Here is a 13801-nt window from a genome sequence, read left to right on the forward strand (position 1 = left end):
CACCGCGATCGATGCGAATACGTCGCTCGGCTTGGAGGATTCTTCGTATATTGTCCGGTCGTGCCGCTGCAATGGCAGCGCTTTCCTTGGGGGGAGTGGGACTGCATGCGACAGTTGCCCACGCTGCATCGGACGATGCCGATGGCGTGGCCGGAGTGTCGTTGTACGGCGAGATCGATGCCGGCATCGCCTATCTGCATCAACCGGCGGGTGGCGCATCCTGGCGTGCTAGCCAGGGGCTGATCGATGGTTCCTATTGGGGGGTGCGTGGCAGTGAGCCACTGAACGGCGACCTGCGCGCGTTGTTCCGGCTCGAGCACGGTTTCTCGTCCACCGACGGTAGCCTTATAAATGATCATCCGATGTATGTCGGCCTTGCGAGCGAGCGTTTCGGCATGGTGACGCTCGGACGCCAGTACGATGGGATGTACGATTTCCTTGCGCCTTTTACGCTGACGGGGAACAGCGGCGGTACGGCATTCGCGCATCCGTTCGACAATGACAACGCGAACAATTCCTATCTCGCCTCGAACGCGATCAAGTACACGAGCCCCGAGATCGGCGGCGTCACCTTCGGCGGCATGTATGCATTTTCGAATGCCTCGGCCGGCATGTCGCGCAATCGCGCTTATAGCGTGGGCGCCCGTTTCAAGGCGGGCGATTTCCAGATCGGCGGCGCGTATCTGCGTGTGGATGGCTTGGGAACCACCGAGGGCGGCGCGTATGACGCGCAGCCGTTGCCTCTGACGCCGACGATGGGCAACGTAGTGAATTATGCCGATGCGAGTGCACGTCGACAAAATACTTTCGGTATAGGCGCCAGCTATACAATAGGCGCTTTTACGTCGGCGCTTTCCTACTCGCGTGCGGTCTACACCGGGGTTGCCGACGCGTCCGACGGATCGCCTGCTGCGTCGATCGGCTTCAGCAATATGGAGTGGAACGTCAGTTACCAGGCCAGCACCGCTTTGCAGCTTACGGCGATGGTGTCATACACGCATGCGTCGGCCAGCAGCCGATGGTTGACAGGAGGCATGCAGGCCATCTATACGTTGTCACCCCGGACAAACGTCTATGTTCAGTGGGTCGGACAGCGCGCATCCGACGGTCAACTGGCGGTGCTCAATGGCTTCGATCCGTCCAACGGGCGTCATCAACTACTGCTGGCCACCGGGGTGCGTCACAATTTCTGAGGACTGTACGGCGCCATGGCGCCGCTATAGGTCTTTGGAAGTGGGAAGGCAAAGCCGCTGCGTTTCGACGTGCGCACGCCCAGGCCGAGGAGCGCCTCGGCAAGCTTGACGGCGGCGGTGACGCCGTCGATGACAGGAACGCCCAGTTCCTGTTCCAGTGCTTCGCAGAAATCGACCATCCCCGCGCAGCCCAGCACGATGGCTTCGGCATGGTCTTCCTCCAGCGCTGCACGGCATGACTGCAGCACTTTCTCTCGCGCGGCCGAGCCCGGCTCCTCCAACGCCAATACCGCGACATCGATCGCGCGCACGTTGCGGCAGAAGCCGCGCATGCCATACCGATCCACCAGGTGCCAGGTCATATCCCTGACACGGCCGAGGGTGGTGACAATCGTGAAGCCGGGTGCGATAAGGCTGGCGACATGCATCGCCGCTTCAGCAATCCCCAGCACCGGCCCTTGCACGCACTCTCGTGCCGCATGCAACCCCGGATCGCCGAAACAGGCGATCACGTGCGCTTGCGCCCCTTCGGCCTCTCCTCGTTTCAGTTCCGAGAGCAATCCCGGCACGGCCATCGCGTCGTCATACCATCCTTCAATCGAAGGGGGGCCGGCGTCGGGATTGACCACTCGCAATGTTGTGCCGAGTGCCGCCTTGCGGCGTGCGCCGTCCGCGATGGTTTGCGTCATCGAGGCGCTGGTATTCGGATTCACGATATTGATTTTCATATGGGTTATCCCGTAACGGCGGTACGCATGTGACGTTTGCGCATCAGTAACTTGAACAGCGGGCTGGTCATCGTCGTCGAGATGACAGCGAGCGTCACCAATGCGGCGTAGGCAAACTCCGATAACAGCCCCTGCTTATGTAGCACGGTGGCGGCAACGATTTCCATCAATCCCTTGCATTGCAAGAGGGTACCAATTCCCCAGCGCTCGCGTGCGTCCAGGCCGGCCACCGGCGGCAGTATCCATAGCGCGGTCATTTTAGAGACTGCGGAAACCAGCAGCAGCAATAGGGCTGCCGACATGGCTGCCCAACCCATGACCCGGCCGTCGATGTTCAAGCCGCTATGACCGAAGAAGAGCGGTGCCAGGGCAATCAAGCTGATCTGCCCCAAGCGTTCGATATGGATGCGGCGCATCCATCGCGGCGGCAGCAATGCGCCTGCGGCAAAGGCGCCGATCAACTCGTGAATGCCCAGTCGTGCGCTGCACCAGGACCCGCCGACCAGGAACACGGCCGCGATCATCCAGGCGATGATGGGATGGACAGGTTTCTCATGACGTTCCGCAAGCCAGCCCATGGCGCCGAGCAATACAAGGCAGCCGATGGCCATTATCTGCGTCTTCCCCCAATGCAAGCTTGTACCAACGTTTGCCGCAAGTTGAATGGCGGCCAATCCCAGCCATAGCACCGCATCGTCTATCAAGGCGACACTGAGCGCGATAAAGCCTAGCGGTTGTTGCTCGGGCGTCAGTTCGCGTAGCAGACCGACCAATACGGGCAGCGCGCTTACTGCGATGCATAAGCCGATGGCGCAGGCGCTTATCCAATTATTGCCATGCGGCGGAACCCAGTTTGCCTGGTCGAGCAAATGAAAGCGGCTGACCAGTGTACCGGTCACGAACGGCAACGCCAGCGCCAGCGCGGCGGCGCTGGCAATGCGCAATGGTTTGAGAGGGGGCCGTGCAATGGTCTTGCTGCCACCATCCCGACCGGTGATCACCGGTGGGTGACGTGTTTCGAGCCCCGCGGTAAAAGCGAGCAGGACGACGCCGATAAACCCGATCTGGTCGCCTGGCACTGATGGGAGGCCCAGGGATTTCATCGGTAGTCGTGCGGTTGCCAGGATCAACCCGAGCAGAATTGGCACGACGGCCAAAGGCAAGGAGCGGCGCAACGCCACCCAGATCAGCCAGGGTATCCCGATAAACAGCGCGATGTCATAGAAAAAGGGTAATACGGATGGCATGAGTAAAAGGTTCGGAAAGGCAAACCGGCCCGTCTATTAAATTGATTTGACAAGTTATACCACGATGATAAAAGGCGATGGGAGGGATGGGCCCGACTTGGCCTGGATCTTTGGACAACACCCAAAGGATCGAGGGGAAAGCATACAACGCGGGAGAAGATCAAGGCCGCTTTGTAGCCCAGTTGCTCCGCAGATGTGAGGGAGCGGAAGAAGCAACTATCTGTATTGATGCAAAAGCAATGAAATGCGCGTCCTGGCGGCGCTGATCAGATGCAACGTTGAGATGTATCTCAACGCGGGCAAAGATAAAAGGCCGTCACGCGGCCGTTATGGACGGTCTTCCATCTGTTTTGTAAATTTTATTGCGCTTCCCCTCAACTATTGTTGGCTTATTGTTCGTAATGCGTTTTGTATTTTCGCACTGTCCTAAAGTAGTCTCATTGTTCTTTGATATAAGAAAAGGCGAGTAAATATCAGGAGCAATAGTTTCATGAATAAATTTTGCGTAAGAAAAATTTCATTAGGATTGCTTTTTGCTATACCTTTTGCTATGACAGGTTGTCATAAGGGCGACAAACTATCCGACGCGGGTGATGCGGTAAGTCGGGTCGTTGACAGCGTGGTAGATAAGGGAAGACGAGGTGCGAGAGAGGCGGTGAGGGCGGACACAGGTGCGATGGGTCTTTATTCGCGTGAAGCAACCGCGAAGGCACGTCCTGTATTTTTGGCTGTTACCCCGCATGGCACCTTTGGCACGTTTGACGGTGGGGCTCGGATATTTTTTTCACCGGAGGTAATGGTGCGCACAGGAGGGGAAGGGCACCTTCAGGCAGGAAAAATGTCCCTTTTTGTTAATCCTCCGGAAGTCGGGCGCAAGCAATTTGTAGTGCAGCGGGATTATCTGGGAAGCTTCAAGGCGCAGCGTGAACTTCAGTTGACGCTGGCGGATGTCAACGGCAGTTTCTCGACAGCGCCTTATGTTTTACAGTATGAACCACTGTATGAAGAAGCGCTGACCTTGTTGGACATTGCGGGAGAGTATAACGGTCATCGCATAGAAGGGCAGAAAACTACGGGCCCCCTCACGGTGTCGATTGCGACCGATGGGACATTTAAGATGCAGGACGTAGACGGAAAAATCTTCAAGAAGGTACTGACCGCTGCAGCCGACGCCCGTTACTTTATCTTGTCTGACGATGCGTTGTCATCGGCAAGTGCCACGGTTGACAAAATAATCGCGTTAGTTTTCTTTGATAAGGACAAAAAGCTCACCATGATTGCAGCAGACCAGAAACACGCATTGGCCATCGAGGCACGGCGTATTGATGCAGGCGTGCCTGATCCTGCCGCTATCTAATACGCTCTGCCGCGCGCGGAAGCCTTGGTGGGTCAGGTGCCTGGTTACCTTGTGAACGATAATGTCGCTTGGCGGATGCGGGATGAAGACGCATGCCGCTAACTTTTCGATTTCCAGTTTGAAATAAGCGATAATTTCATCAATTCGATCAGATCCGATTACTAACGCTTTCGCGCCTGACACTGATGAAATTGATCCGAGGTAAGGAATTCACTTCGCCGCAAGCATGGGGCGCGGTCGAAATCGCCAATATGGACGGCACGACGGTACGCCTGCATTGGACCGATAAACCCTATATATGGCATGTGAATGACGGCGAAGAGGTTTTTGCTGTTCTGGACGGCACAGTGGATATGCACTACAGGGAGTCCGGCGTCGAACAGATCGCCGTGCTGTCCGTAGGCGATGTGTTTTTTGCTGGCGTCGGCTGCGAGCACGTTGCGCATCCACGTGGAGAGGCCCGGATATTGGTTGTCGAACGTGAGGGCAGCATGTGAGTCGTACGACGCTTTTCAAGATGGTTAAAGGCCCTTAAACGTCATTTTGCCATTTGATACCGTTGCTTTTTATACTGTCGTGGCGCGCCGATTCGTGACACGTCGCCCCGATTGGCTTACTAATAAGGGGGGGCTGGCAATGCGGCATTGTATCAATCGCCTTGCTTGCTCTGCGCCATGCGGGTGCGATATACGCGCGGTGCGGTGCCACGCCGTACCAACGCTTGAACGCCTGCGAGAAGCTCGATAGGTCGCTGAAACCAAGCCGATCCGCGATATTTGAGAGCGTCATGCGTTTTAGTGTGCCATGTCGACAGACGGCACCGTGCTGAATACGGTTAGTGCTTACCCGTTTGGATATTCCTCGGTAATTAACTGCAATCGAAGCGAAGCAAACTGATTTGCCATGTCATTCAAGAGGAATAGATCACGCCGTCGTCTTGTCGGTTGCGAAGCGTGGGGGTCGTAGTTGCGGGGTAGGGTTATGTCGTTTGGCGCATACGCAGTCATGCCGTGTGCGGTACAGGTTTGAATTGCCCGCTTGGTTTGGTCCCGATGCGTTATCACGCCCACGGTGCCCAGTGCTGCTGCGTTTGTCTTCAAGGCGAGGATAGCAACGGCGACATCGTCGAGCGTAGGGTACGTGACCTTGCCGCTGCTCGCTACGGCCGGGGGATGGACTGACTGGAGGTTGTTTGTGCTCATGCCATATTTGGTCGTGAGCACGCTCGCCACTTCTGCTTGTGCGTACACCATTACCGGCTTCAGTGTATACAGCTGATTTACCGCGTCAGCGATTGCTTCGTTAATGGGGCCAGGTAGCGGCGTGGATGCGCCCGGACGATCTCCGAAACTGAATGCGATGATGCTGCTAATCTGTGCTGCGGGGATGAATGGTAAATCCCACGAGAAAAAGATGTCGTGTAGATAAGGCACCTCGATGGCTGCTGTGTGCGCATCGTTCAGTTCCGTCGTAAGTTTTGCAAGCATTTGCTTTTTTAGATCGGCATCAAGCGTTGCAGCACTTGCCGCCTGGATGGTCTTGCTGATTCCTGCGGTTGATGCAATCACGGGAAGCGCCGCGGCAACGGATGTCGAACGAATAAATGTTCTGCGAGATGTCATAATAATGAGATAGCAAGAATCAAGGGGGCTTCCTACGGGGTTCGCGTGTGAAAAAAACTCAACCCTCGGGGTAGGCCTGGCTTGTTAGTGCCGCGCTTTTGGCCATCAATTGCGCATACATATCGTGTACGAGGTAAAGGTGGCGACGCCGCGTCCACGGTTGTCCCGATAGCGCATCGTAGTTGACCGGTAATGTTATTTCTTGGACTGCTGCTGCATTCATGCCGCGCGCCTGTGAAGTTTCAATACACCGTTTTGCGTGATCGCGATGTCCCACTACCCCGACGTTTCCGAGTGCCGCAGCACTTCCTGCGAAGCCGATGATTGCGGCCGCCACGCCATCGGTGCTGAGATACGTCACGGAGCCATCGCTTGCAATGTTCGGCTCGATCGATTGCAGGTTGGCGCTGGTCATCCGGTATTTCGAGGCAAGGAATCGGGCAATCTCCCACTGTGCGTACACTTTCGCGCCGGTCAGTAGATAAAGCTGATGAACCGCATCCGCGAGTGCTTCATTGATCGGTCCCGGGTCCGGGAGCGCCGCCTGCGCAGTTGCGGTGGCGGACGTGTTGCCGCTCGCGGCATTGGGTCGATTGCCAAAACTGTAAGCGACGATTGAAGTGACTTGGGATGCTGCTATTAATGGTAGATCCCACGTCAATCCAATATCCAGCATGGTTGGTACAAGGGTGCGGGCGGTGGCGGTGTCGTGCAATTCGGCCGATAGCTTCTCTTGCATTGCCGCTGTCAAATTTCTCTCAGAAATGTGGTCAGATGTGGCGCGCCCCCCCGCCGCGGATGCGGTTGATGCATCGGTCAACAAGGCGGTCGCGGCAGCTTGCGAAGCGTGCGATAAGAAACGTCGGCGGGAGGTCGTCACGGGCTGTTGGTGTTTTTTAAAATAGTATTTCTACAGATAGAACGTTACCTTGCAGTGACAACGCGTCATGATGGAGAATGGTTTTGTTGTCTGGGGTCTGTCGTAGCGTTCTTTGGCGGGGAAGTTATGATTGCATTCGACGTTGGCAGCCACCGTTTTCATTTTCGTGCCGCAGCGGTTATCACGCTGTCTGAACACATCTTATTACACCAAATCGAAGGTCAGAATTTCTGGTGTTTACCGGGTGGTCGAGTCGAGCCTGGTGAACGCGCAGAACAAACCGTGGTCCGAGAGATGCACGAAGAAGTCGGCGCGGATATTGATGTTGGGAATCTGTTGTGGACCGTTGAGAATTTCTTTTCCCATGAAGGCCAGCCACATCACGAAATCGGACTGTACTTTGCTGCCATATTAAAGCCGGGGTCGTCGATGCTTGACTTAACGAAGCACCACCATGGCGTGGAAGGAAGCAAAAGTCTCAAGTTCGTGTGGTTCGCACGCGAGCAGTTATGGTCACTTGATATCAGGCCCGCTGTCCTTGGCGAGCTTCTGGCAAAGGGCCAATTAGTGCCAGCCCATGTCGTTCAGGATGGAGAGCAATTCACAGTTCGCTGCTTGTAAATCGAGTGGCAACTTTTAAGGGTTGATGTCGGAGCATGCCGCGACCATCCCATAAATAACCCGGTCTCGACGAACTTGCTGTCAATATGCGAAATGATAGTTGCAGTGACAGCCACTATTGGTCGCTGGGTGGCTGATTCGGATGTGTCAGCGCTTATTCGTCGGCTTCATGGCGTAAAACGGCCGTTGAAGATTGAAGGCCAATGTCCTTTTCGGGGTAAATAAGCTGCCGACTGCAGGACCGCAGCGAACCTCCGAATCTCGGTCTGAGCAGGCGTTCGGCCGCGATTCGACGGCTGACCGCTTATGGGCAGACAGGGGGCGAGTGAGATGCATCACCTGTCGCGCGTTAGAGATTTCTGAGATCGTCCAGGAAAGGACAGCCATTGCGCCCTCTTAAATCGACGACAATCTACACTTCCATGAGGTATCGATGGTCGATCACTGGCGTTGTGTCGATGAAACTAGCTTTAGTCCCTTCAAATCGCCAGCCGTTTCGCTCGTAGAAGGCGATCGCACGAAGATTGCCTTCAAGTACATAGAGATGCATCAGATTCTGATTTTGTTTCCTGGTCCATCTACGCACGGCGTCAATCATTAACTTTCCCGCCCCGCACCCTTGATGGGTTGCGAGCACATGAAGGCAGTCAAGCAGTATTCCGTACGACGAGTCATCCACATTTTCGGCGCGAACGAAACCAACCGGCACTCCTTTGCACTCGGCCAACATGACAAGGCCGCGGGCTTTCGCCGGTTGCGCCATATAATTTTTCCAATGAGCGATATGCTCAGCCGGCACTTTTTCAAGAAGATACGCGGCGGGCAGGATGTGAGAGTAAGCTAGCTGCCAACTTCGGGTATGCAGCCTAGCTATGTGCAACGCATCGTCGGACGCAGCCTCGCGCAGTGAGATTTTGTTTTCTGCCATGTCGGTCAATTTCAGTTCTTGGCATCCATCGTAGCATTTTCTCTGTTTGCACAATTCCGCAGGCATACAATCTGACACGGTGGTGTGCGGTCGGTAGCCGACAAACGGAGGCCGCCCCGAAGCAGCTACTGCCGTCGAGTGCAAACTGTGTCTCATAGTGTTTGTTGGCGGCGGCTATTCTGAGCAAAAACCCGGTGTCCAGCGCAGTGCAAATTTAGTGATCATGCTCACCTGTAATGAGGATTATTCAACAGCCTTGCGATAAGAATCGCGCCGAATTGATTGATGCTGCCGCCGTCAAGTCCAAAGGGCCTGTGCCAGAGCCAAGGCGGCAACGTGTGCGTCAGCGTGGATGCTATGAATCCCTTCCGGCACCACACAGCCCGTAGCTCCGGGATTGACAACATAGCGACGAACCGCCTCCTCAAGCACGGCGCCAAGACACTCTGCCACCGGTCGGTCAGCGCGGAGAAGCTCCGTCAAGGGTACGCGTCTGTGCGAGCGTAGCGTTCGAGGATGCAAGCGCAGAGGCCTGCCTTGTTACCAAACGCGGCGTAGAAAAATGCTGCCCCGAGCGGCATGACGAGCGGGGGGCGGCGTGGCGATGCATGCTTACCGCTCATTGCCGAATAAACCTGATCCCCTCATTCATGCCGCATTTGTACGAAATACGCTCACCGAGCCTCGTATAGGCAGGCAACTGAAACATGTCGGCGGTGAATATCACCGTCTTGTCCGGCTTGACTTGGTAACGTAGAAACTGCCACAGCGGTTCCCTGTTTTTCCCCACAGTCGGGTGGCTATCTGAAAAACTCAGCACGCCGTCCATGACAAGATAGCCGTTGATGGTCAGGCCGCCCTTGGCTTTTCCGGCACGCGTGGTGGCACCGTCGGGCTGGCAGCGGCTCAGGTCGAGAGAGACCGCCACGGACGCGCCCTGGTCGAGCGCTTGCTCGATCTCGGCCAGGCTTGACAACGCTGTTGCTGGGGCTGCTTGGGCCAGAGTAAGCGGCATGGTTATGCAAAGCGAAATGACGGACAGCGATGCAACAGATAGGAATTTCATTACGGATGGTCCTTTCTCGCCAATAGAGAGTTATAAGCTTGAGCCGCCGAAATTTCCGCCCCCAACTCACGCTTCGTCACAAGGGTGTCCAGGTCAATCATCTTACTGTCAATTTGGAAGACGTAATGCCAGTTCAGCAGGATGTGTCGCCTAGCAGCCAGTGACATCTGGGAGATGAGAGCAAGTAGTTCTTATCAAATCCAAGAATGATGCATTTTCTAGTTCGAATACGTTGACGGTGCACTGCGCCGAATAAAGGAGCGTCATTGTCGCACAAGCATCTCGGCGAGAAAAGTTAACGAGCGAAGAGATGACGAAGAGTCATTTCGTAACCCATAAGGAAAACTTGGTCGTAGACATCGCTGTTAATAAGCTAATCGTTGCACGATTTTTTATTGACTTGCTGAAATCTGCTTAGGTACTTACCTTCGGGAAAGGACTGATTAGCATGAAAATGGAAAAGCACATGGAGCGCAAAGGACTTACATGGAGCATATGGCGAAGCAATTCTGGTGCTACGTGAGCGAAAAAAGTTGCAATCTGTGCTTGGCGAGCAGGGCGAGAAGTGATCGCTTCAATCCAGCAGGGGCTGCAAGCTGACAGCATCGCCGTCTCGATTTTCAACCGGACATGCGCTGATTGCTCCTTTTGGCACGCTAGGTCGCGTGGGTGGCGCGTTAGCTGGCATCTCATAAGCCTTTTGAGCGGAGTCGGCTCTCAATGCTGTCGCGCTGGCCTTTGCAAAGGAACTCGCCTCAGTCAATATCAAGGTCGATGCTGTCGATCCAGGCTACATCGCCACCGATTTTAACGACCACTCGGGTTATCGTACTGTGGAGGCGGCTGCAGAAGGCATCGTCTGGCTTGCTACAAAAGACCCAACCGGAAAATCGGGGCGCTTCTACTTCGACCGCAATCAGATTGCTTGGTAATGCGTTTATCGCATGCTCGAATGGCAGCGCGAGAGAAAAGCGCCTCGTCGTGAAAGGTTGATCGATTTAGGATGGACAAGGGACCTGAACTGTCACTGCCAATCGTGTCGCGATTTTTATAGCACGCCAATGTTATCGGCAACCGCATGGTCGCCGGAACAGGTCCTTGTACAAGCAGGTCGCCCGACAACTTTTTCTCATCCAGACAGGCAGCTATCGCGTACGTTTTGCGTAGGATGCGGCGAAACGATGTTCGGTACAAATCGCCTTGGTATGCGTGTCGTGCCGAACAACTTGATCGCCCAAGGCGCGAATGGCGAGTTGCAAGAGGAAATGCGGCCAACTATGCATCTGTTCTACCGGTCTCGAATCATCGATGTGGAAGACGATCTCACAAAATATCTAGAAGGTTGGGACGGGCCGACTACGACAGGCAACCTTACTGGATCTTGATGGCTGACCGCAGCGCGCCGAAGCAAAACCTGCTCTAGCACAATGACCGCTTTCCGCCTCTTTTGGGTCGCTTACTTAGAAGCAGGCGAGTGTCCCTTTCGGCCGAACCTGGTACGATCAGAATGAAGGAACCGGCTTCCGTAGCTCGGCCTAAGCGGACTTTCGACGTTAGATCTAGCAGTGTCCAAAACTGTCAGAAAAACGGTCGCTGCGCGTTGCAGGACAGACGATGCTCAATGCGGCACGCGAGAGCGCCGGCCGGGTTGTGGTTAAGGCGAGGGATATTCTTCGCGTGGCTCGCACAATGAAAAAAACTTCTGATATCGTTGGCTGCGCGAGCCCGGACAATATGGCTTGTCCTGGAAATCGACGGATGAAACCTGGCTAATTTTCTGCTCGAATAGCAAACGAGGATCGGCCGACCGCTGCGTGAACGAAAATGGACCTACCCATTGTTGTTCAAAAGTTATCTCGTCTTCTGACTCTTTACCCAAAAATACAGAAAATTAGCCAGCGATATGGCGAAATAGTATTCAACGCTCATTATAAGTCCCCAATTTTGCGGTGTGATGTGACGTCGAGAGACGAGAGGCACTTGAAGTCTCGCGTCTGTACCTTGACCGATTCAAAGGCGCGTGTGCGTTTTGCTCTCAGCATCAAATGCTGGCGTCGCTTCAATTGCTAGACGTGGACAACGCCTCGAGTTTGTCAATCGCACGCACGAATGCCGGTCGAGCCATTAGCTCGTCATACCATCGCTGTACGTTGGATGCGTGTGCGAGTGATACATCCGGAAATGCACGGCGCCATATCCATCCGAAATGGGCGATATCGGCGATTGAGAGTTCGTCACCAGCAGCGAAGCGTCGCTTACTGAGAACGTTATCTAATAAGCTCAATTGGCGGTTGGCTTCGCTGCTGAAGCGTTCGATGGCATGCGGCATCACTTCAGGCGCAAACTTCAAGAAATACCCTGCCTGACCAAACGCCGGACTGAGGCCGGATGCGTGTGCGAACAGTTGCTCAAACGTGCGTGCCCGCGTCACCATATCATTGGACAGTAGCTTGCCGTGACGCTCCGCCAAATAGACAAGAATAGCTGCAGACTCAGTCAAGACGAAATCCCCCGTCGCGTCGTTCAGCACAGGCACCTTTGCATTGGCGTTCATTGCGACAAAGGCGTCACCCTTTTGCTCACCTTTTCGAACGTTGACAGCGTGTAGCTCATAGTCCAGTCCCATTTCCTCCAGCGCGAGCGGCACTTTGACGGAATTCGGGGTGGCGAAAGCGTAGACCTTATACATGGCGAAGAACCTTTGGGGGCGTTGTGATCGATGAACGGACTATGCGCCAAGTTGCGAAGTCCTTGAAGCCATGGGACAGTGATAAGCACTATTCCATTGAAGAATATTTGTGTGCGCTCGTTGTCGTTCCGATACCGTTATTCCTCAGAGGAATGACTCTTATCACCTTCGTCGATCTACCCTTGTGACCGTCAAGTCGCGATCATGGCATCAACTTCCACACTCCAGGATTTGTGATATGAACGCGCTTTTTGCACCATTTTCCGTTGGTCGTTACGCACTCAAGCACCGCGTCGTGATGGCACCTCTGACACGCATGCGTACCGACACGGGCAATGTCCCAGGTGACTTGATGGTCGAGTACTACAAGCAGCGGGCGACGCCGGGTGGATTGTTGATATCAGATGCCACAGCTGTTTCCCCGTTAGGGATTGCCTATGTCGGAGCGCCCGGTATTTATACAGAGGCGCAAGTGTTCGGTTGGCGACGGGTCACAGATGCCGTCCACGAGAATGGCGGTCGTATCTTCTTGCAATTGTGGCACGCAGGTCGGCAAGCGCATCCAGCGAACACCGGCGGTGTAACGCCTATCGCCCCCTCCGCGATTCAGGCGTTTGAACACGCGGCTATTCTCAACGAAAATGGTGACGTGATCGAAGCAGCTCAGGTGATGCCACGCGCACTAGCTACTGCTGAAATCGCTTCCGTGATTGAGACGTTCCGCAACGGTGCTGAACTGGCAAAGCGCGCTGGATTCGACGGTGTTGAACTGCACGCCGCGAATGGCTATTTACCTGATCAGTTTTTACAGGATGGCTCAAACCATCGAACCGATAGCTATGGCGGTTCCTTGGAGAACAGGGCGCGCTTTTTATTTGAGGTGGTCGATGCCATCAATACCGTTTGGGATGCCGATCAGATCGCGGTCCGCTTGTCGCCAGGGAGTTCTTACGGCACGATGGCCGATAGTGACGCACGTGGCACGTTCATCTATGTGACGGCACGTTTAAATGGCTATGGATTGGCCTATCTACACGTGGTTGAGCCACGTGTTCGCGGTAACGACGATGTTACGGCAAGTGCCGGTGCACTCTCGGCGGCACAACTGCGTCGTGTATACAAGGGACCGATCATCGCTGCAGGCGGTTTTACCGCCGACAGTGCAAGTCACATTATTAACGAGGGCAGCGCCGATCTTGTCGCATTTGGCCGTTTATTCATATCGAATCCAGACCTCCCCGAGCGCTTGCGAGTAGGCGCACCGCTGAGTCACTACGATCGATCTACATTCTACGGCGGTGACGCGAAGGGGTATATCGATTACCCTTCGTATTCGGCAACGGAAGCAGCTTAAGGTAGTGACCTGACGAAAGCTGACAAGACGCCAGCCACGTGCGGATACACCCCCCCGACGCGTGGCTGGCGTCTTTGCGCTTGTTTATTAAACACAAACGTGACACAAGGAGTGGC

At 54.8% G+C, this 13801-nt stretch carries 13 protein-coding genes and 1 pseudogene; 6 read left to right on the top strand and 8 right to left on the bottom strand.

From position 1 onward, the window contains the following. Positions 1-71 precede the first annotated feature (71 nt). Positions 72-1193, top strand: coding sequence for a porin (locus SJQ66_RS15420; protein ID WP_236693383.1), 1122 nt, complete (start codon positions 72-74; stop codon positions 1191-1193). Here the strand turns inward: SJQ66_RS15420 and SJQ66_RS15425 are convergent. Together SJQ66_RS15425 and SJQ66_RS15430 are read right to left on the bottom strand one after the other, a co-directional pair. Beyond that, the gene (locus SJQ66_RS15425) at positions 1181-1921 is read right to left on the bottom strand and encodes an aspartate/glutamate racemase family protein (protein WP_024903516.1); all 741 of its coding nucleotides are present in this window, start codon (positions 1919-1921) and stop codon (positions 1181-1183) included. The two genes, SJQ66_RS15420 and SJQ66_RS15425, sit on opposite strands and share 13 nt — an antisense overlap. 5 nt (positions 1922-1926) lie before the next feature. Further along, positions 1927-3168, bottom strand: a complete 1242-nt coding sequence (locus SJQ66_RS15430; RefSeq protein ID WP_253463611.1) for a cation:proton antiporter — start codon at positions 3166-3168, stop codon at positions 1927-1929. Positions 3169-3658: 490 nt separating this feature from the next. On the opposite strand from SJQ66_RS15430, the gene SJQ66_RS15435 reads away from it, so the two are divergent. Then, positions 3659-4525, top strand: coding sequence for a hypothetical protein (locus SJQ66_RS15435; protein WP_320534981.1), 867 nt, complete (start codon positions 3659-3661; stop codon positions 4523-4525). A 185-nt stretch (positions 4526-4710) separates the two neighbouring features. Next, positions 4711-5022 carry a cupin domain-containing protein gene (locus tag SJQ66_RS15440; RefSeq protein WP_081764924.1) on the top strand — a complete coding sequence of 104 codons (312 nt, stop codon included), beginning with the start codon at positions 4711-4713 and terminating at the stop codon, positions 5020-5022. Positions 5023-5224: 202 nt separating this feature from the next. Here SJQ66_RS15440 and SJQ66_RS15445 read toward each other — a convergent pair. From SJQ66_RS15445 to SJQ66_RS15455, 3 genes and pseudogenes are all read right to left on the bottom strand, one after another. Further along, a pseudogene (locus SJQ66_RS15445) lies at positions 5225-5314 on the bottom strand (helix-turn-helix domain-containing protein); the annotation flags it as partial. Between the two features lie 53 nt (positions 5315-5367). Next, positions 5368-6147, bottom strand: coding sequence for a hypothetical protein (locus SJQ66_RS15450; RefSeq protein ID WP_024903512.1), 780 nt, complete (start codon positions 6145-6147; stop codon positions 5368-5370). A gap of 58 nt (positions 6148-6205) precedes the next feature. Beyond that, positions 6206-6886, bottom strand: coding sequence for a hypothetical protein (locus SJQ66_RS15455; protein ID WP_024903511.1), 681 nt, complete (start codon positions 6884-6886; stop codon positions 6206-6208). A gap of 267 nt (positions 6887-7153) precedes the next feature. Between SJQ66_RS15455 and SJQ66_RS15460 the strand changes: the two genes are divergently transcribed. Further along, positions 7154-7648: an NUDIX hydrolase gene (locus tag SJQ66_RS15460; RefSeq protein WP_024903510.1), complete on the top strand. Its 495-nt coding sequence runs from the start codon at positions 7154-7156 to the stop codon at positions 7646-7648. A 412-nt stretch (positions 7649-8060) separates the two neighbouring features. On the opposite strand, the gene SJQ66_RS15465 is transcribed toward SJQ66_RS15460, so the two are convergent. Together SJQ66_RS15465 and SJQ66_RS15470 are read right to left on the bottom strand one after the other, a co-directional pair. Then, the gene (locus SJQ66_RS15465; protein ID WP_024903509.1) at positions 8061-8576 is read right to left on the bottom strand and encodes a GNAT family N-acetyltransferase; all 516 of its coding nucleotides are present in this window, start codon (positions 8574-8576) and stop codon (positions 8061-8063) included. A 619-nt stretch (positions 8577-9195) separates the two neighbouring features. Then, a complete protein-coding gene (locus SJQ66_RS15470) occupies positions 9196-9642 on the bottom strand; it encodes a VirK family protein (protein WP_024903508.1) in 447 nt (148 codons plus the stop codon). A gap of 1061 nt (positions 9643-10703) precedes the next feature. Between SJQ66_RS15470 and SJQ66_RS15475 the strand changes: the two genes are divergently transcribed. Further along, on the top strand, positions 10704-11027 hold the full coding sequence (locus tag SJQ66_RS15475) for a GFA family protein (protein WP_024903507.1): 324 nt from the start codon (positions 10704-10706) through the stop codon (positions 11025-11027). A gap of 674 nt (positions 11028-11701) precedes the next feature. On the opposite strand, the gene SJQ66_RS15480 is transcribed toward SJQ66_RS15475, so the two are convergent. After that, entirely contained in the window at positions 11702-12331 is a 630-nt protein-coding gene (locus SJQ66_RS15480) for a glutathione S-transferase family protein (protein ID WP_320534982.1), read from the bottom strand. Positions 12332-12569: 238 nt separating this feature from the next. Here SJQ66_RS15480 and SJQ66_RS15485 point away from each other — a divergent pair, with 238 nt between their 5' ends. After that, positions 12570-13685 carry an alkene reductase gene (locus SJQ66_RS15485; RefSeq protein ID WP_320534983.1) on the top strand — a complete coding sequence of 372 codons (1116 nt, stop codon included), beginning with the start codon at positions 12570-12572 and terminating at the stop codon, positions 13683-13685. Positions 13686-13801: the final 116 nt, after the last annotated feature.

The sequence above is a fragment of the Robbsia andropogonis genome, assembly GCF_034047095.1.
Classification (GTDB): Bacteria; Pseudomonadota; Gammaproteobacteria; order Burkholderiales; family Burkholderiaceae; genus Robbsia; species Robbsia andropogonis.